At 38.7% G+C, this 19284-nt stretch carries 15 protein-coding genes; 3 read left to right on the top strand and 12 right to left on the bottom strand.

From position 1 onward, the window contains the following. Window positions 1–25 precede the first annotated feature (25 nt). Complete coding sequence (locus KJS37_RS04705) at window positions 26–1312, bottom strand: uracil-xanthine permease family protein (protein WP_017369180.1); 1287 nt, start codon at window positions 1310–1312, stop codon at window positions 26–28. 2 nt (window positions 1313–1314) lie between these two features. Further along, window positions 1315–1839 (bottom strand): bifunctional pyr operon transcriptional regulator/uracil phosphoribosyltransferase PyrR, encoded by a 525-nt coding sequence (gene pyrR / locus KJS37_RS04700; protein WP_004256286.1) that lies wholly within the window; start codon window positions 1837–1839, stop codon window positions 1315–1317. Window positions 1840–2469: 630 nt separating this feature from the next. On the opposite strand from pyrR, the gene nhaC reads away from it, so the two are divergent. Further along, window positions 2470–3885, top strand: a complete 1416-nt coding sequence (nhaC, locus tag KJS37_RS04695; RefSeq protein WP_096369342.1) for a Na+/H+ antiporter NhaC — start codon at window positions 2470–2472, stop codon at window positions 3883–3885. A gap of 37 nt (window positions 3886–3922) precedes the next feature. On the opposite strand, the gene KJS37_RS04690 is transcribed toward nhaC, so the two are convergent. The 9 genes from KJS37_RS04690 to mnmA all read right to left on the bottom strand — a co-directional run bounded on the left by KJS37_RS04690 (window position 3923) and on the right by mnmA (window position 14933). Next, window positions 3923–5275, bottom strand: coding sequence for a gluconate:H+ symporter (locus tag KJS37_RS04690; protein ID WP_213496099.1), 1353 nt, complete (start codon window positions 5273–5275; stop codon window positions 3923–3925). 16 nt (window positions 5276–5291) lie between these two features. Continuing rightward, the gene (gene gntK, locus KJS37_RS04685) at window positions 5292–6788 is read right to left on the bottom strand and encodes a gluconokinase (RefSeq protein WP_213496096.1); all 1497 of its coding nucleotides are present in this window, start codon (window positions 6786–6788) and stop codon (window positions 5292–5294) included. 9 nt (window positions 6789–6797) lie between these two features. After that, the gene (gene gnd / locus KJS37_RS04680) at window positions 6798–7703 is read right to left on the bottom strand and encodes a phosphogluconate dehydrogenase (NAD(+)-dependent, decarboxylating) (protein ID WP_165714767.1); all 906 of its coding nucleotides are present in this window, start codon (window positions 7701–7703) and stop codon (window positions 6798–6800) included. 158 nt (window positions 7704–7861) lie between these two features. After that, complete coding sequence (locus tag KJS37_RS04675; RefSeq protein ID WP_213496094.1) at window positions 7862–9490, bottom strand: glycoside hydrolase family 13 protein; 1629 nt, start codon at window positions 9488–9490, stop codon at window positions 7862–7864. Window positions 9491–9591: 101 nt separating this feature from the next. After that, window positions 9592–10752 carry a hypothetical protein gene (locus KJS37_RS04670; protein ID WP_213496092.1) on the bottom strand — a complete coding sequence of 387 codons (1161 nt, stop codon included), beginning with the start codon at window positions 10750–10752 and terminating at the stop codon, window positions 9592–9594. A 16-nt stretch (window positions 10753–10768) separates the two neighbouring features. After that, window positions 10769–11548, bottom strand: a complete 780-nt coding sequence (locus KJS37_RS04665) for a YiiX/YebB-like N1pC/P60 family cysteine hydrolase (protein ID WP_213496090.1) — start codon at window positions 11546–11548, stop codon at window positions 10769–10771. A gap of 249 nt (window positions 11549–11797) precedes the next feature. Then, window positions 11798–13021: a 30S ribosomal protein S1 gene (gene rpsA, locus KJS37_RS04660; RefSeq protein ID WP_004256275.1), complete on the bottom strand. Its 1224-nt coding sequence runs from the start codon at window positions 13019–13021 to the stop codon at window positions 11798–11800. Between the two features lie 181 nt (window positions 13022–13202). After that, on the bottom strand, window positions 13203–13730 hold the full coding sequence (locus tag KJS37_RS04655; protein WP_165711513.1) for a hypothetical protein: 528 nt from the start codon (window positions 13728–13730) through the stop codon (window positions 13203–13205). A gap of 78 nt (window positions 13731–13808) precedes the next feature. Continuing rightward, a complete protein-coding gene (mnmA, locus tag KJS37_RS04650) occupies window positions 13809–14933 on the bottom strand; it encodes a tRNA 2-thiouridine(34) synthase MnmA (RefSeq protein WP_029345661.1) in 1125 nt (374 codons plus the stop codon). A 160-nt stretch (window positions 14934–15093) separates the two neighbouring features. Between mnmA and KJS37_RS04645 the strand changes: the two genes are divergently transcribed. After that, complete coding sequence (locus KJS37_RS04645; RefSeq protein ID WP_213496088.1) at window positions 15094–15873, top strand: DUF4931 domain-containing protein; 780 nt, start codon at window positions 15094–15096, stop codon at window positions 15871–15873. Window positions 15874–15918: 45 nt separating this feature from the next. After that, window positions 15919–18513: a YfhO family protein gene (locus tag KJS37_RS04640; protein WP_213496086.1), complete on the top strand. Its 2595-nt coding sequence runs from the start codon at window positions 15919–15921 to the stop codon at window positions 18511–18513. Between the two features lie 23 nt (window positions 18514–18536). Here the strand turns inward: KJS37_RS04640 and KJS37_RS04635 are convergent, their stop codons facing one another. Then, the gene (locus KJS37_RS04635; RefSeq protein WP_017369191.1) at window positions 18537–19262 is read right to left on the bottom strand and encodes a GntR family transcriptional regulator, LSA1692 subfamily; all 726 of its coding nucleotides are present in this window, start codon (window positions 19260–19262) and stop codon (window positions 18537–18539) included. Window positions 19263–19284 lie beyond the last annotated feature (22 nt).

Here is a 19284-nt window from a genome sequence, read left to right as displayed (position 1 = left end):
TGTCTATTAAGAACAAACCCTTATATTAAGCTTCCTCCGGTAAAACCAGATTAAGCACAATACCAATAATTGTTGCAATAGCTACAGATGAAATTTGTAGATTTTGCGTGATATCAAGAACCATACCTCCGATACCAATAACCAGTACGACACTTGAAATTAACAAGTTACGTTTGATGTCAAAGTTGATTTTATTTTCAACAATAATTTTCAAACCACTTGCAGCGATAACCCCGAAGAGGGCGATGGAAGCTCCACCGATAACTGGACTTGGGATGGAAGTCAGCAAAGCTGTCAATTTCCCAATGAAGCTGACTACTACCGCAAGAACAGCGGCACCGGCGATAACATAAATCGAATGTATCTTCGTAATAGCCATAACACCGATGTTTTCACCATATGAAGTTACTGGTGGCGCACCAATAAATGAAGCAATAACTTGTGCTACCCCATCACCTGCTAAAGTACGGTCAAGTCCTGGTTCTTTAAAATAATCCTTGCCTGTCAAGGAATTCAAAACCATAATATGTCCAAAGTGCTCTGTCATTGTGACAAAGGCGATAGGTGCCATTGTCAAGATTGCAGACGGATAAAAGGCCCATTTATAACTTAGGAATGGTATTTCCATTGTAGGAAGCGAGAGCCAACTTGCTTGAGAAACATTTGAAAAGTCAACAATGCTTTGACCAGTTACTTTACCGATGATGATAGCTGCGATATATCCGGTAACAATTCCGAGCAAGATAGGGACCACAGATAGGAAGCCTTTACCATATATACTGAAAATAACGATTGCCATGACAGTAATCATAGAAATAGCTAAGAAAGGCAAACTATATCCTGTCATTGCTCCTGGATTAGTATACATGGAGTCATTGATGGCTACAGGCGCTAGGGAAAGACCGATGACCATAACGATTGGACCCACGACGATAGGCGGTAAAACTCGGTCAATCCAGCCTTGCCCAGCAAAGCGAACGATAATGGCTACCAACAGGTAAACTAAACCACCTGTCAAAGCTCCTTGAGCAATTGCTGGCATCCCACCTTGCTTCATCAGAAGCTGCATTGCTCCAATGTAGGCAAAACTCGAACCCATATAGGCTGGGACCTTAAAACGTGTGACCGACATGTGTGCTAAAGTTCCTAAACCAGAACTAAGCAGGGCAATCGCAGGATCTATACCCACAAGGATTGGCACTAAAACTGTTGATCCAAACATGGCAAAAAGATGCTGGAAAGAAAGGCCAAACCATTGACCACCTTTCGGTTTCTCGTCAACTTTTAAAAGAATATCTGTATTGCTGGACACGATTAAGCCTCTTCTTTCTTGATTAAGATGCTATCTTCACCATCAACTTCTGACATGTTAACGATAATTTCTTCACCTTGGGATGTGGGGATATTTTTTCCAACGTAGTCCGCACGAATTGGCAATTCACGATGGCCACGATCCACTAAGACTGCTAGCTGAACACGCGCAGGGCGCCCACGATCAACCAATCCATCAATTGCTGCACGAATCGTACGACCGGTGTAAAGTACATCGTCTACTAAGACAATATCTTTACCGGTAATGTCAACGTTAATTTCTGTTGTATCTTCTGTCGCTTTCTTATCATCACGGAATGGACGTGTATCAAGTTCACCTAAAGGCATATCGATATTTTCCAATTGGGCCAAGCGTTCTTGGATTCGTTGTGCCAAATATACACCACGTGTTTTAATTCCGATAAGAACAAGTTTATCCAATTCTTTGTTTCGTTCAATAATTTCATAAGTAATACGTGTAATTGCACGTTTCATTGTGATTTCATCAATGATTTCTTTTTTTGCCATAAAACTCTCCAATATAGAAAAATTCCCTAGTCCAAGGGCTAGGGAAGGTATCAGAAAATACTCTATAATATACTTTAATTAAGTTCATTCAAGATTCTGACCTTGCCTGCCTCTCTGGACACACTTAAAGGTTATAGTGATTATAGCAAATCCTTGATTTTTTTGCAAGAATTTACAACAGATTCCCGTTTCAAAAATAAAATAATTATCAATATACAGAATATTTCCATTCTTCGAGTAAATATTTTTGACAAATTAAAAACATTAATATATTCTTGTACATAAGCTAAAAAACATTTTAACCCAGTAGGAAATAGTTTTCTTGTTCAGAAAGTCGGTGGTTGCTGCGAACCGATCAGAACTATTTGTTGAATTACACTGAAATGAGCTGAGAAAAAATAATAATTGAAATTATAAAGAAAAACACTCGCTGTTTTAAAAATAAGGTGGTACCGTGGAGAAATTCACCCTTAGCTTCTTAAGCTGAGGGTGATTTTTTTATTTCAAAAGGAGGAAAGATATGAGCTCACAGAACATAAGTTATTTATCCTGTGGAGGAATTATCCGATATTGTTTAACAAAGGTTCATAAACAATTACAAAACACAAGTTAATCTACAAGGAAAAATCTATGAAAAAAATAAAACAACCCAGCATGATAGAAGCCTGTCTCATGCTTACTTTAGTCATCGCAACAATTGCCATTTCCGTAATTGGCTTTAAGATTGCACCAAACATTGCTATTTTATTTGCTATCGGTATTGTCATGATTTACATGTCTGTGAAACGTATGCCCTTTGATGCGATTCATGATGGCATTATCTCCGGAATAAAACCCGGCATCATCCCAATATTTATCTTTATTTTAGTGGGCTCTTTAATCGCTGTATGGATTCAAGCTGGAATCATACCTACTCTGATGGTTCTTGGCTTTAATATTATCAGTGTCAAATGGTTTGTACCTTCAGTCTTCATTGTCTGTGCGATTGTAGGGAGTGCCGTAGGAAGTGCCTTTACTGTGATGTCAACTATCGGTATTGCTTTCTTTGGTATCGGCGCAACGCTCGGACTCAATCCAGCGCTCATCGTAGGGGCGATTGTCTCTGGTGCTGTTTTTGGAGATAAAATGTCTCCACTTTCAGAATCAACAAACCTTACTGCTGCCGTTGTTGATGCGGATTTATTTAAGCACATCAAAAATCTCATGTGGTCAACACTTCCAGCATTTGTGGTTTCCTTAGTCTTATTTGCCATTTTAGGTGTCAGCAATCAAGCGACTAGCTTAGATAAGATTGCTGAAGTCACAAAAGTTCTACATGCTCACTTTTCGATTTCTGGCTGGGCCTTCATTCCTATCCTCCTCATGTTTGTCTGTGCGTGGAAAAAAATCCCTGCTATCCTCACTATTCTTTTGAATATTGGTATTGCTTTAGTGATGATATTTATTCAGAATCCACATACAAAAATTACTGACCTCGGTTTATTGATTGATTCTGGTTTTAAATCAGCAACAGGAAATCAAGAAATTGACCTCCTACTTTCACGTGGCGGAATCGAAAGCATGATGCCAACAGTATCACTCATCATTCTTACCTTATCTCTTGGCGGGCTCCTCATGAAAACGGGGCTTGTTTCAACAGTCATGGACCGTGTCGCACATAAACTTGCCTCACCAAAGAGCTTAATCACAACGACCTTATTTACCAGTATTGGGGTCAATATCTTTATTGGTGAGCAATTCCTTTCCGTAATTCTTCCTGGTAATGCCTTTAAAGAAGTCTACAAAAAAGCCAATCTTGACCCCGTTGTCTTGGGACGTACGCTTGAGGATGGCGGAACAGTCATCAACTACCTTATTCCTTGGGGAATTGCAGGGAGTTTCGTTGCCAGTACTTTCGGCGTACCAACTCTGACTTACTTACCTTTTGTCTTCTTTAGTTTGTTCTCCCCTGTCTTTTCTCTTATCAGCGCTTTTACTGGACTTGGGGTTAAAAAGATTTCCAGTATCAAAAATAAAGATGTCGTTTCTAAAACACAAAGTTTGTAAGAAAAAAGCCATTAGAAGTTCTCTAATGGCTTTTTTCTTATACAAACACATTTAATATAAGTGCTCCAACGAGCCCAACAATGGCAATTAATGTTTCTAAAAGCGACCAGGTCAGTAAGGTTTCTTTCACTGTGAGATTAAAATATTCTTTAAACATCCAGAATCCTGCATCATTGACATGACTGAAGAAAAGTGATCCTGCACCTGTAGCAATAACTAACAAAGCTGGATTTGTACCTGTGGCTGCCATTAGCGGTAAAACGAGTCCAGCTGCAGTTAAAGCGGCCACTGTAGCAGAACCTAAAGCCAAACGTAAAACAACAGCGATTAGCCAAGCTAAAATCAATGGTGACAGACTGCTGCCTTGGAAGATTTGAGCAACTGAGTCACCCACTCCACCATCAATAAGGACTTGTTTAAAGGCTCCACCACCACCAATAATCAAGAGCATCATAGCAATTTGTTTAATAGAAGCTTCAGCTGATGACATTAAACGCTTCATTGGAATCTTCCGGAAAATTCCCATTGTAAAGATAGCAATAAGTAGTGAAAGTAGCATTGCTACATCCGGGCTACCAATAAAAGCAACTATATTATCTAGAGCACTTGGATTTTTTGGTGTTTTGCCTCCATGTGCAATCATCACATATAAAGTAGAAATGGCCATCAGAAGTACAGGCATAAGTGAGGTAAGCGTTGCTGACAAGAAAGAGGGCGTTTCTTCAAGTCTGAACTCTTTATATTCTCCAACTGTTGACAAATTGCCTTTTCTTGAGAAGGCATCTGGGACCATCTTTTTCGCAAATTTTGTAAAGAGAGGACCCGCGATGAGAACTGTAGGCACTGCAATAATAAAACCATAAAGAAGAACTAATCCCATATTTGCCCCGTAAACACCTGCAATGGCTGTAGGGCCAGGGTGAGGTGGGAGGAATCCATGAGCCACAGATAGGGCTGCAACCATTGGAATACCCAAATAGAGGATCGGAATAGCGAGTTCTGCAGCAATAGCAAAGATAATCGGAATCAAAAGAACCATACCGACTTCAAAGAAAAGCGCGATCCCAATGATAAAGGAAGCTAAAACAACAGCAAGCTGAATCCTCTTATTCCCAAATTTGTCAATCAAGGTGTGCGCAATTCGATAAGCACCACCGGCATCTGAAACCAAGCGACCAAGCATGGCTCCAAACCCAAAGATAATTCCTAAGTGTCCGAGCTGCCCACCAATACCTGTTTCAATAGAAGCTGGAATCTTTGCTAAATCAATCCCAAGAAGCATCGCAACAATAAAGGAAACAATAACTAGGGAGACAAAAGTATTCAACTTGGCTTTCCCAATCAAGAAAAGCAAGATCAATACTCCGACCAAAACGATAAGTAAATCCATAAAAATCTCCTAACTTTTATTTGCGCTGATAGTCAGCAATAGCCTTATAGCTTTCTTCAAAACTACGGGCCAATTGTACAAAAATGATTGATAATTCTCTATAAGCTTTAAAATTCTTACTGTTAGGCTTGTAGGTTGCATTAGATCCGATCATTTGCTCAACAACACCCAAATCATCAATCAATCCTAAGGCTTTTTCTGCCATTACCACAGCTGCTAAACAGCCTGCTTCCTTGCTTTCTGGCACATTAATTGGTTGTTCAAAAATATCAGCTAAAATTTGTGTCCATAACTCTGAACTGACAAATCCGCCTGTTGCTTGGATTTGCTTTAAATCTCCTGTCACTTCAATCAAACTTAGAGCCACCATGTAAAGATTGAACATTACACCCTCTAAAACGGCGCGGGCCATATGATCCCGATTATGTCCATGGTTTAAGCCAAAGAAGGAGCCTCTGGCATTAGCATCCCAAAGAGGAGCACGTTCCCCGCCCAAATAAGGATGGAAAAGCAGACCTTCTGCTCCCGCCTCTATCTGCGCGGCAATCTCAGTAATTTCGTCAAAGTTTAATTCCTCATCGAAAATTTGATCCCTCACCCAACGGAAAACATCGCCACCAGAGTTAACTGGACCTCCAACTACCCAATGTTCCTTATCCAAAGCATAGGTAAAAGTCCGTGCTTTAGCATCGACACGTGGCTTATCTGTTACCACACGAATCGCGCCTGAAGTCCCAATAGTAATTGCAGCTACTCCTGGTTTAATGGCGTTAACACCAAGATTAGAAAGTGGACCATCTCCTGCGCCCCAGACAAACTTAGTTGTTTCAGGAATGCCCATCTTCTTGGCGAACTCTGAAGGCATTCCCTCCTCAATCTCATAAGGTTCAACGACTTGCGGAAGTTGCTGTTGAGATACTTTCACAAGTTCTAGAACTTCCTTGTCCCAGTTCAACTCATGAATATTAAAAATGCCTGTTCCAGTTGCGACCGACAAGTCCATCTTGTTCGTTTTGAAGAGACGATAGAAAATATAACCCTTCAAGTCGAGATAGTGCGCTGCATTTTCAAAAATTTCTGGACGTTCACTTGCCAGCCACAAGAGTTTTGAAAGTGGGGCCATCGGATGAATCGGTGTTCCTGTTCGTTGATAAATTTCGAAACCCTGTCCTGAAGACTTTAGTTCATCTGTAAAAGCAACTGCTCGTGTATCTGCCCAAGTAATTACCCTTGTCAAAGGTTGCCACTCTTGGTCAAAAGCAATGAGAGAATGCAATTGTGTACTGAAAGATACAGCTAAGAGCTCATCTTCCTCTTCTAGATGAATTGAAACCTCACGAATAGTAATCAAAACAGCTTCGAAAATGTCTTCTAGGGATTCTTCTGCCATTCCTGTCGAATCGCGATGAAGTTTGTAGCCATGACTGCTGCTTGCCACGATTTCTCCATCTTTCTTAAAGAGTACTGCCTTGGTTGCAGTCGTCCCTAAGTCAAGACCAATCAAATATTCCATTTTTTCTCCTTACTTTTCTACAACTGCATGTCCACCAAAGCCATTACGCAAGGCAGCAACGACTTTTCCTGTCATTGTATCTTCTTGTAAACTGCGATTTCGCATCATAAGCGAGAGAGCAATGATTGGGGCAGGTACTTCTAAATCTAGACTTTCTTCCACCGTCCATTTCCCTTCACCCGATGCAGCAACTTTTCCTGCAATATCTTCTAATTTTGGATCTTGAGCAAACTGTGCTTCAGCCAACTCCATCAACCAGCTACGAATAACCGAACCATGATTCCAAAGCTTTGCTACCGCCTCGTAATCATAATCATAAGGTGAGGCTTCCAAAATCTCAAAACCTTCAGCAATAGCCTGCATCATGCCATACTCAATCCCATTGTGAATCATTTTAAGATAATGCCCGCTCCCCAATTTTCCAGTATAGAGATAGCCATCTTCTTGTGCCAATGCATTGAATAGTGGTTCAAGCACTTTCCAGGCTACTTCATCGTCGCCACCAATCATAAAGTTACCGCCAGAGCGTGCACCAGCCATTCCTCCGGAAGTTCCAACATCGAAAAAGCGAATACCATTCTTTTTAAGTTTTTCATTTTGCTGCAAATTATCTTTATAGTTAGAATTACCACCATCAATAAGAATGTCACCCTCCGACAGTTGTTCAGAAAGCTGTTCAATAGTTGAATTTGTCGCTTCTCCTGCTGGTAACATTACCCACACTATTCTAGGACTTGGAAGTTTACTCAAAAGCTCTCCCAAGTTTTGAGCTGCGGTAACTTTTTCAGAATATTTTTCTGCTTCAAATACAACTGCTTCATTTTGATCAAAAGCCACCACTTCAATCCCATGATCCACAGCATTTTGTACTAAGTTGTAGCCCATTTTTCCAAGACCAATCATTCCAAATTTCATTATATCTATTCTCCTTAAATTATCTGTCAATATTTTGATAACGCTTTCTTTTATTATAAGTAATTCTTTTTCATTTGTCAACAATTTAAATGTAAATGTTTTTCTGTTAAAAGATGCACAAAAAAACCTTACTCTGATTGAAGTAAGGTTTTTGTAAATTATTTAAACTTGGCAACAAATGCTTCATAAGGTTTAAGTACAATTTCTTTCACATTATCGATAGCGTCAGGATAGTTATGAATCACCTCCTCTTTTACTTCATATGAGGAAGAAAATTGATTTTCGTTAGCGGTGAAATTAGCCACAATTAACCAGTTTTCACCTTTGTAAGAGCGAATATAAGCAAAAACTTCTTCTGCTGTATCTTTAAGTAGTTCAAACTCGCCCCAGACGATGATAGGATTTTCTTTACGTAAAGCAATCAACTTTTGATAAGTGTAAAAAATCGAATTTTCGTCCTCTAAAGCTGCCTCTACATTAATTTTTTCATAGTTAGGATTAATGGCTAACCACGGGTGGCCTGTACTAAATCCAGCTGTTTTTGCATTACTCCATTGCATCGGTGTACGCGCATTGTCACGTCCCTTTGCATTAATTGAATGAAGAATAGCCTCTTTACTGTAACCTTCCTCCAATCTCTCAAAATACATATTTCGACTTTCAATATCATCAATTTGTTCAATATCAGTTACAGGATTATTGGTCATGCCAATTTCTTCTCCTTGATAAATGTACGGAGTCCCTTTCATCATATGTAGGAGAATAGCCAACATTTTAGCCGATTCTACACGGTATTCTTTATCATTACCCCAACGTGAAACAATCCGTGGTAAATCATGGTTATTCCAAAAGAGTGAATTCCATCCCTCATCTCCAAGTTCTGTTTGCCATTTACTAAAAACCTCCTTTAATTTTGGAATCTCTAGCGGTATCAAATCCCACTTAGTTTGTCCTTCAGCTTCATCTAAGCCGATATGTTCAAATTGAAAAACCATCGAAAGCTCTTTATTGGCTGGGTTAGAATATTGTTTTGCAATTTCAGGTGTTGCCCCCCAAGTTTCTCCTACTGTTAAGAGATTTTTCCCGCCAAACGTTGCCTGGTGCATTTCTTTTAAGTAATCATGCAACTTTGGTCCATTGCCTGTTATACCCTCATCTGGCTGTTTTCCTATAAGATCGATAACATCCATACGGAAACCACCAATGCCTTTGTCTATCCAGAAATTCATCATCTCATAAACAGCCTGACGTAGTGCCTCATTCTCCCAGTTCAAGTCAGGTTGCTTTTTACTGAAAAGATGCAAGTAATATTGACCTGCTGTTTCATCCCACTGCCATGCTGGTCCACCAAATATTGATTTTAAATCATTAGGAAGACCACCATCAGCAGGAGCATCACGCCAAATATAGTAGTCACGATATTTATTTTCTTCTGATTTACTTGCTTCAATAAACCACGGGTGCTCATCACTGGTATGGTTGACCACCAAATCCATAATAATCTTAATCCCACGCTTCTCTGCTTCCAAAATCAATGTTTCCATATCTGACATCGTCCCAAACTCTGCCATGATTGCTTCATAATCCGAAATATCATAACCATTATCATCATTGGGAGACTTATATACTGGGCTAAGCCAAATGCCAGTAATCCCTAATTTTTCCAAATAATCTAAGCGGGATATAATCCCTTTAATGTCCCCAATGCCATCACCATTACTGTCTTGAAAACTACGGGGATAGATTTGATACATTACTGCTTCTTGCCACCAATTTTGTTTATTCATAATTCACCTCTCTTTTTACGCAAACGGTTGCTTAAAAATATAATATCATTTTTAAGTAAAATGAGCAACAAAAGAAAGGGTTGATTTTTCTTAAAAATTGCTCACTTCTCCTTCAAAGCCAGTAAGTGCGAATACTCCAAATCATATTTTGCTAAGTCAATCCCAAAAACTTTCTCTTGCTTTTCTAAATCATAGACAAGAAGATTTTTCCAAGTCAATATCCAAACTTTGCCGTCTTTATCAAAATCGACATTGATAAGCATGTCATCTGTAGAATAGTTCTCTATGAGTGATTCATTAAGTGCTAAGCGACTGATTTTTTGGGTGTCTATGTCGTAGAAGCTTATTATCATTGATGTATCAAAACTGTCATTCGTATGACTTATAGCTAAAGTTTTTTCATCATTGGAGACTGCTATTTTATGAGGTTCAGCTTGCCCCAAGCTAACTTCCTTACGTGCCAAGCTATCTTTATCAAGAATGACTAATTTATCTTGTGAAGTGGGTTCATAGGGGTTGCTTTTCAAGCGGTTCCCTGTATTTGTCAGGTAAAATTTATTCCCTATTAATTTCATATCCAGAAAACCTTCTGAGTTTGCTACAGCAGCACTTGCATTGGCGATTAATCTTTCATCTACCTTCTTTAAATTATTTTTATCAAAAGTCACAAGATTATTGTGTGTGTATTTATCTCCTTCATTCATCACATTATTCAAAACATAAAGATATTTCTCATCCGTTGCTGCAGCATGCATCACATTACCAGCTGTATCTGGGAATTTAAATTGCTTTTTTAGTGTTTTGGACTTATCATATTTGTGAACCGAGCCTCCATCAGGTTGACTGGTCATGGGATAGTAAAACTTGCCATCAAATCCTGCACCTGTGATAGGCCCTTCGGGATATTCTGCTTTCGATAAGCTGCCTTTTTCAATATCTAAGCTAACGACTGTTTGTGGTCCTCTGGGCAAAGGGCCTGGTGTGAAATCTTCAAAAACAAAGAAATGATTATTTTTAGAAGCGGGTTGGAGACTATGGGTTGCAGTATCCTCTCCTAGCTTTACTTTGTCTTCTGAACGTTTCTTTGCCCCCTCATCAGTCTTCTCAAAACCCACAATCTTTTTGGACGACATGATATAAAAGTCAATTTTTTTACTTGTTTTAAAGGTCTGATTACCTTTAGGGGTATCTCTATAGACTAAAAAAACGGCACCAAGTGAGAAGAAAACAGCTGCTATAACGAGTAATATTATTTTTTTCATTGTGCGATAGACATCCTTATTTGGCACGATAAATCAACTGGACTTTATTGTTATACAGCAACTCCGACGGATGAATAGCTCGCGCCCCTGGGATATCGTAAGCTGATGTATTAAGATTAACTTTAGCAACATCCATATAGGCTGCCCAAACCAGCTGCGAGCAGTAAAAGCTGTTTCTGTTATTGGTGCGGTAGAAGTTATAGTTATAGGGCTTGCCTACCTGTCTTCCCGCCCAATGACCTGCCCACCAATCTTGTGAGATGCTTGTTGACTTTACTCCTGTTTGCCAGACATTATGGTTGCCTACTTTTCCACGCCCTTCAAAGTTAGATTGAAATCTAACCCCATTTGTATTTGGTGAAGATTCCGCTGTAACCCTCAATCTTTGTGGTGCTACTATTCCCGCATGCCAACTTCCAGAAATACCTCTATTTGTAATGGCAATCACACCATCACGCCAGGTCCAGTTGCCATATCGTGCACGTGTCCGGTCTGTTTTGTCAGGAACCACTGGTAAGTTATCGATTTTTTCCATGATCTTATTTTCCTTCATTTCTTGATCAACCATCTTGAGATACATCTCTTCCAGTTCTTTTTCCATTTTTCTTGTTTCTTCGGAATCTGATGAGCGGCTACTCCTTTCTAATTTTTTGACATGTTCTGCCATCCTTGCTTTCAAGTCTTCCAAGGATTCGCCTTGGACTTGGCCCACTCCCCCTAAGGTTAATAAAATAATGCTCATCAGTCCGACTGATACTTGTTTTTTATTTTTCATCATAAATTTCCTCTTTTCCAATAATTTTTTCTTTCATCTTAACATAGATTCAACATCTATAATCTTTCTGTTTTATAAAGAAAAATTAAATCAAAGAAATAAATAGAAAGCTCTCGAAATGCTTTAAGCTTTCGCAATCAACACAAAGAAACCTCAATAAAATAGAAAAACTCCTGAACTATTAAGTTCAGAAGTCAATTTCAAATTGCCAAAAGAAATTTTTATCAAAGATCAAAAAAAGTCGCTTAAGCGACTTTTCTGGAGATTTTCTTACAAATCGTTGATGTCGAAGTCTTCGCCAAGGAAGTCTGCGAGTGAGAAACCTTCTTGAGTTTCTGGAAGATCGTAGCTTGGTTTAGCTGCTTTACGTGGAGCGCGTGGTTTACGGTCACGTTTTTCGCCATCTTCGTTGTTACGAGCTGGACGAGCTGGAGCTTCTTCCAATGCTTTGATTGAAAGTGAGATACGTTCTTCTTCAGGTTTCACATCGAGAACTTTTACGTTCACAACTTGACCAACTTTAAGTACGTCTTTTGGATTTTCAACACGTTCCCAAGAGATTTGTGAAACGTGAACAAGTCCTTCAACGCCTGGGAAGAGTTCAACGAATGCACCAAAGTCAGTGAGACGTTTAACAGTTCCTTCAACAGTTGAACCAACTGGTGCTTTTTCTTCAACTTGTTCCCATGGGCCAGCTTGTGTAGCTTTAAGAGAAAGTGAAAGACGACCAGCTTCTTCATCAAGTTTCAAGATTTTAACTTCAACTTTATCACCAGGTTTTACAACGTCTGATGGACGTTTAACACGGTTGTGGCTAAGTTCTGAAACGTGAACAAGTCCGTCAATACCACCAAGGTCAACAAATGCACCGAAGTTAGTAACGCGTGAAACAGTACCTTCAACGATATCGCCTTCGTTCAATTGAGCAAAAGCTTCTTTACGCATTTCGATAGTTTCAGCTTCAACTACAGCACGACGGCTAAGGATGAAGCGGTTTTCAGAAGCGTTGATTTCGATAATTTTAGCTTCAATTTCTTGACCAACAAATTTCTTAGTATCTTTAACGAAGTATGTATCAATCATAGACGCTGGGATAAATCCACGAACACCGTTATAGTCTACTGAAAGTCCGCCTTTAACGTCTTTAGTAACTTTAACTGTAAGGATTTCGCCTTCTTTACCTTCAAGTTCAGTCCAAGCTTTACGAGCTTCAAGACGTTTCAATGAAAGAAGGTATACATTTGCACCTTCAGCATCTTTACCAACGATTTGTTTGATAACAAGCAAATCGAGAATATCACCAGGTTTTACGAATGTATTGATATCAGCATCACGGTCGTTTGTGATTTCGCGAAGTGTAAGGACACCTTCAACACCTGTACCAACGATAGCAACTGTTGCTTGCCCGTTTTCGATAGTAAGGATTTCACCCTTTACGACGTCACGTACTTTAACGTCCTCAACGCTGTTTAACAATGTTTCAAATTCATTCATTTGTAAAAAAATTCCTCCAACAATTTGACTGTCTACAGTCTTATGACTTAGTATATCACAACTATGAGAGAAATGAAAGCTTTTTAATACTTTTTTTCTTCTTTTTTATATAAATAGTGAAAAAGTATATTTGGTCTTGTCTTTACAGTATTTGGTACTAAAAAAAATGAGTCTAAATGACTCAATTTTTTTGATAGGAAACGTTTTCTTTTATTTGATTTGCAGTGAGTATGGTTTGTGCAAATAAGAGCCGATTTCTATTTGTATCACTTGGATCCGCCATATCTGATACGACAACAGTACCATCTTCTTGAAGCATAGGAATCGGCTTTCCTGCTGGATAAAAATAAAGTTTTGCTGAGTCCCTGTCATCTGTCATGATATATGGCGTCCCGTATTCATCATATCCACCTTTAATCATATAATACTCCCGCTTCCCACACCGAAATTGTGTGCCATCAATTTCGTAATTTACCCCCTTCTCAGTCGACCATTTTCCTTGGATATTTGAGTAATCTCCTTGAGCAATTTCTGTAACAAGCTGCTCTGTCGCTTCTTCTTGTTCAAAACCCATCATCAAACGTGGAAGGGTGATATTATCAGCAAAAAGTTTACTTTTTTCTTTATAATTCGTACTCCAAATAAATACAAGGCTTATTACCAGCGTCAAAGCAAGTAAAAGGAGGTTCCCTTTTCCAATTTTTTTCATATTCGCACCCATAAATAAGTTTTTAATTATAATTAAATTAAAAATAAAACGCGGGTTTTACCCCACGTTTCTCTTATTTTATTGGTATTGCATAATTTGACCATTTTTATAAGCGAAGTCGATCAGCGCACCGCCGAGACACTCTTCACCGTCATAAAAAACAACAGCTTGTCCTGGAGTGATAGCACGTACAGGTTCATCAAATTTGACAGCAACTTTATCTCCCTTAACAGAGATAGTTACACCTGTGTCTTCTTGACGGTAACGGAATTTCGCTGTGCAATGCATTTCAAATTCTTCAGGCATTGGACGAGTGAAACTCAATTCACTGGCAGTTAAATTATCAGAGTATAAATGCTCATGATGGAAGCCTTGTCCAACATAGAGCGTATTTGTACTAAGATCTTTCCCTACTACAAACCACGGATCACTTGTAGTTTGACCATGTTGTCCACCAATTCCCAAACCACCACGTTGACCAATGGTATAATACATGAGACCGGCATGCGTTCCCATTTCTACACCATCTAGTGTCATCATTTTACCTGAAGTTGCTGGAAGATAGTTTGTTAAAAATTCTTTAAAATTCTTTTCGCCGATGAAACAGATTCCTGTTGAGTCTTTTTTCTTCGCTGTTGCAAGTCCAGCACGTTCGGCAATGGCGCGTACTTCCGGTTTTTCCAAATGACCAAGTGGAAACATTGTTTTCTTCAATTGGTCTTGTGACAATTGGCTTAGGAAATAAGTTTGGTCTTTATTATTATCCACGCCACGAAGCATATGAACTGTGCCATCTTCGTCTGTCGTTACACGCGCATAGTGGCCTGTGGCTACGTAATCAGCCCCGAGTTCCATTGCGTAATCAAGAAAAGCCTTAAACTTAATTTCTTTATTACACATAACATCGGGGTTAGGTGTCCGACCTGCACGGTATTCGGCCAAGAAATATTCAAACACACGGTCCCAATATTCTTTTTCAAAGTTGACAGAATAATAAGGAATACCGATTTGGTCAGCTACTGCTGCTACATCTTTGTAGTCTTCTGTAGCTGTACATACACCATTTTCGTCAGTATCGTCCCAGTTTTTCATGAAAACACCAACGACATCGTACCCTTGTTCTTTCAGCATTAAAGCTGTAACTGAACTATCGACGCCACCAGACATACCGACAACAACTCTTGTTTTTGAATTATCCATTATTTGTTCACCATCTCTTTCTATTTTTATTAGATTTCCTATTTTTCTTTAGAAAAACAAAAAAGCTTACATTCAGTTGAAGGCTGAAGTAAATAATAGGTAACGATTTATTATACCAGTTTTTTCCAGAAATAAATAGACTGCGAAATGCTATAATAGAAATATGATTGAACACACAGATAATCCTTTGATTTTTAACATGGAAATCAATAAAAATAAATACGCAAATCTTGCCGAAACAAAGCGAGTCTGTCCTTTTTGCGATACACCCAATCTCAAAGATATTTTGGACCGACAAGGGCACAAAATTTGGCTTAAAAACAAATTTCCTACTGTCGAAAATTCTTTAATGACTGTGATTATCGAGTCAGATAAACACCTCGGAGATGTCTCTACCTACTCTGTTCAAGAAAATAGAGAAGTCTTTCGGTTTGCTTTTGAATGTTGGCAGAAGCTATTGGAAAATCCCCAATATAAATCAGTACTTATGTTTAAAAACTTTGGCCCCCATTCTGGCGGAACATTACGCCATCCACACATGCAGATTGTTGGCTTGGAAGAAGCAGATGGTTATGAACATATCTCTCCTGAAAATTTTGAAGGTGTAACACTTAAGGAAAATAGTGTCGATATTACAATCTCCACTCGTCCGATTATGGGATTTGTGGAATTTAATGTTATCATTTCCCAACTTGAATATATCGATCATTTGGCTGATAAGGTTCAGCTCATTACACAGTATTTACTGAATGACTATATGAGCGGACGCTGTGATTCTTACAATCTTTTTTTCTACAAAATGCCGGACAGCCAGCGTTATATTTGTAAGATTGTACCGAGATTTATCACTTCTCCTTACTACATCGGCTATAAAATACCTCAGGTCAACAAAGATAATCGCTTAGAAGAAATCGCAAAAGAGTTAAAAACAAAACTGGACTAGTCCAGTTTTTCTTTTATAAATAAGAAATTAGGTTATAATAAATGTATGTTTGATTTTATCAAGAAAAATATTTGGCTAATGCTCGGAAGTTTTATCCTCCCTGCTGGACTACTTACGGTAGCTTTCGCCTTCCTCGGTATTTATTGGGGGAGTGACACTTCTATCCTCGCTGGCGATGCATATCATCAATATGTTGCTATTCACACGCTTTATCGGGATATTCTTCATAATAGTAACTTAGGCTTTCTCTATACTTTCACAAATGGTTTGGGGCTAAACCTTTATGCTTTTTCTGCTTACTATATGGGAAGTTTCTTCATGCCCCTTACTTATTTTTTCGATGTTCATACTATGCCAGATGCACTTTATCTGATTACACTTTTAAAGTTTGGAACGATAGGTCTCTCAAGTTTTGTGGCATTGAAAAACATGTATAAAACTATCCCCTCTCTTATCACGCTGGCATTATCCACATCTTTCACCCTGATGAGCTTCTTAACGAGTCAAGTTGAAATTATAATGTGGCTCGATGTTTTCATCTGGCTTCCTCTCATCATGTGGGGCTTGCACGGACTTCAAGATTTCGGCAAGCGTAAACTGTATTTCAGCAGCTTAAGCATTCTATTCATCCAAAATTACTATTTCGGCTTTATGGTTGCAATTTTCTTAGTGTTGTATTTTTTAGCACGTTCAACATTTACCAAGTGGTCTTGGAAAAAGTTTTTTGATTTTTCGATTACTTCTATATTGTCTGCTGTGACAAGTTTAGTTATGCTTCTTCCGATGTATCTTGATTTGAAAGCAAATAATACTCAAGCTGTTTCCCAGATCAATGATTTTTGGACACAAAATTCTGCCGTTTTTGATCTTTTTTCTAAAAACTTTGTGGGGGCCTATGATACAACACAGTATAATGCTGTCCCAATGATTTATTTAGGCCTCATTCCCTTCCTTCTTGCTCTTACTTTCTTCTTCCTTCCTCAAGTGAAATGGCGGACCAAAATAGCTTTCAGTGTCCTGCTTGCATTCTTGACTGCCTCTTTTTATCTGCAAGTTTTAGATTTGGCGTGGCAAGGGATGCATTCTCCAAACATGTTTTTACATCGTTACGCTTTCCTTTTCTCTCTTCTCATTTTACTTATGGCCTGTGAAGTTCTCACGCGCTTCAAGTCTTTAAAACTCTGGATGGCTATAGTACCCTTTGTGCTGCTTTCCCTTGGTTTTATTGCTGCTGCTTTACTCGGAGATTATCCTTATCTCGATACGCTACAGTTTGCTCTGACTCTACTCTTTGCTTTGGCTTATTTCTTGGTTCTTCTTACCTTCTTTAAAAAATGGCTTCCTTGGAAAGGTTTAGTTGCCATCCTTGCTTTGTTCATGTGTGCTGAAGCAGGTTTAAATGGATACTACCAGCTTGCAGGAGTTAAGAAAGAATGGAATTTTGCAAGCCGAACTTACTACAATACCCAAACAAAATTCATTCAACCTCTCGTCCAAAATGTAGTCGAGCGTTCTGGAGATACTTTTGTGCGTACAGAAAACACGATGCCTGATACGGCAAATGATGGTATGAAATACAATTATAATGCCATAGCGCAGTTTTCCTCTGTCCGTAATAGTAATTCAAGCCGGGTCTTGGGACTTTTAGGCTTTCATACAGACAGCACCTTCCTTAATCTCCGCTACCCTGAAAACACATTACTCATGGATTCACTTCTTTCCATAAATTATAATATTAATCAATTTCAACCTGAAAAATATGGCTTTAAGCAAATAAAACCTTCTTTATTTGAGAATCAAAATGCACAAGCGGTTGGAATATTTGTAAAAGATCGATTCCAAGATGCAGCTCTGAGCAGTTCAGAAAGAGCAACAATCAGTAATCAAGAAGCCTTTCTCCGTCAATTGACGCACAGTAAAGAAAAATATTTCACACAGATTTACCCAAACTCAGAAAACAGTAACAGCACAATAACCGGTGGGAAAGAACAAGTTACACTGATACGTAAAGCCGAAGAAGACGGCGGTGTTTCAGTAACCTATGAGCTTACCATACCCGCACATAGTCAAGCCTATCTTGAGCTACCTAATGTAAGCTACATTAATGATAATTCAAAAATGACTACGATTACGATTCATTCAGGAAAAAAAGTTCTTCATTCTTATAATGTCAATAGTAAAGATGTTGGTAATTTTTATAATTTGGGAACTTCTGAAAAGGAAACAAAACTAACAGTGAGTGTTTCCTTCCCAGAAAACTCACAAGTTTCCTTTGGCATAACAAGATTTTGGGCTTTGGACAACACCAAATACCAAGCGGCTATGGATACCCTAAAGCAAACACAGGTGAAAACCGAACAAGTAAAAAACGGACTTCGTTTGACTTATAATACCAATACCTCTGGTGATCTTTTCCTCACATTACCTTATGATAAAGGTTGGTCAGCCAAATTGGATGGACATTCCGTAACCTTAGACAAAGCACAAGAAGGTTTCATGAAAGTTACTGCCCCTAAAGGTGAACATGTTATCGAACTTACTTTCTTCCCTCAAGGCTTAAAAGCAGGGATAGCATGTTTTATAGGTGGAATCGCTCTCTTTGCTCTCTATGATTTCTTAAATAGAAAAAAACAGCTTTAAATGCTGTTTTTTTCTATTTAACTTTAATGCTGGCGAATCAAAGTATTCTTGAAAGAATATTTATCCGCACGATAATAAGAAATATCGTATAAGATAGGTCGAGCGTCTAAAGCAAAAGCCGTGGAGTGTACGCGGAAAACTGGACTGTTCACTTTCACTTCCAGTAACTGAGCAAGTTCCTCTGTAGCCAGAATCGCTTCAATTTCTTGGTGTGAATAGCCAATTTCTATTCTTTCCTCAATCATGGAAAACAAGGATCCAGTCAATTCTTTCTCCGTTGCTCCTGTGATTAATTGTTCTGCAAAATAGAGTTTTTCTAAAGTCATGGGCTCATTATCAAGTAAACGCAGTCGTTGTAATTCCACCAGATCTGCTGTGTTATTCAGTGCTTTTACAACTTCTTCTGGCACTTCCTTTAATTTTTTAAAATTTAGTAAACGTGTTTGCCCAACTTTACCCATAGCTTCTGCTGCTTCGGTAAAGGACTTTAAACCCATGCCTCCACTTTGGATCTTGGGTTGCTCAATCACATAGGCGCCTTTTCCTTTTTTCTTAATTACAATTTGCTTAGTCATCAAATCTTCCATGGCTTTACGTACGGTTAAGCGACTCACGCCAAATTCCAACGCCAAATCATATTCAGAAGGAAGTTTTTGAGCAGACACATAAGTGCCCTGCTCAATTCTTTTTTCTATTTCTTGAGAAACAACTAAAAACTTTGCTTTGCTTTCTTTTCGTTCAGTATTCATTACCTTTATTTTATCACGCTTA

Origin of the sequence: Lactococcus formosensis (assembly GCF_018403745.1) — a bacterium.
GTDB classification, from domain to species: domain Bacteria; phylum Bacillota; class Bacilli; order Lactobacillales; family Streptococcaceae; genus Lactococcus; species Lactococcus formosensis.
Note: the sequence above shows the minus strand (reverse complement) of the source record. Positions and strands in the feature narration are given on the sequence as shown.

What these genes read in the sequence shown, in the direction of transcription:
- pyrR (WP_004256286.1), bottom strand. Translation starts at nt 1,839, where the DNA reads ATGGCAAAAAAAGAAATCATTGATGAAATCACAATGAAACGTGCAATT.
- nhaC (WP_096369342.1), top strand. Translation starts at nt 2,470, where the DNA reads ATGAAAAAAATAAAACAACCCAGCATGATAGAAGCCTGTCTCATGCTT.
- KJS37_RS04690 (WP_213496099.1), bottom strand. Translation starts at nt 5,275, where the DNA reads ATGGATTTACTTATCGTTTTGGTCGGAGTATTGATCTTGCTTTTCTTG.
- gntK (WP_213496096.1), bottom strand. Translation starts at nt 6,788, where the DNA reads ATGGAATATTTGATTGGTCTTGACTTAGGGACGACTGCAACCAAGGCA.
- gnd (WP_165714767.1), bottom strand. Translation starts at nt 7,703, where the DNA reads ATGAAATTTGGAATGATTGGTCTTGGAAAAATGGGCTACAACTTAGTA.
- KJS37_RS04675 (WP_213496094.1), bottom strand. Translation starts at nt 9,490, where the DNA reads ATGAATAAACAAAATTGGTGGCAAGAAGCAGTAATGTATCAAATCTAT.
- KJS37_RS04670 (WP_213496092.1), bottom strand. Translation starts at nt 10,752, where the DNA reads ATGAAAAAAATAATATTACTCGTTATAGCAGCTGTTTTCTTCTCACTT.
- rpsA (WP_004256275.1), bottom strand. Translation starts at nt 13,021, where the DNA reads ATGAATGAATTTGAAACATTGTTAAACAGCGTTGAGGACGTTAAAGTA.
- KJS37_RS04655 (WP_165711513.1), bottom strand. Translation starts at nt 13,730, where the DNA reads ATGAAAAAAATTGGAAAAGGGAACCTCCTTTTACTTGCTTTGACGCTG.
- KJS37_RS04645 (WP_213496088.1), top strand. Translation starts at nt 15,094, where the DNA reads ATGATTGAACACACAGATAATCCTTTGATTTTTAACATGGAAATCAAT.
- KJS37_RS04640 (WP_213496086.1), top strand. Translation starts at nt 15,919, where the DNA reads ATGTTTGATTTTATCAAGAAAAATATTTGGCTAATGCTCGGAAGTTTT.
- KJS37_RS04635 (WP_017369191.1), bottom strand. Translation starts at nt 19,262, where the DNA reads ATGAATACTGAACGAAAAGAAAGCAAAGCAAAGTTTTTAGTTGTTTCT.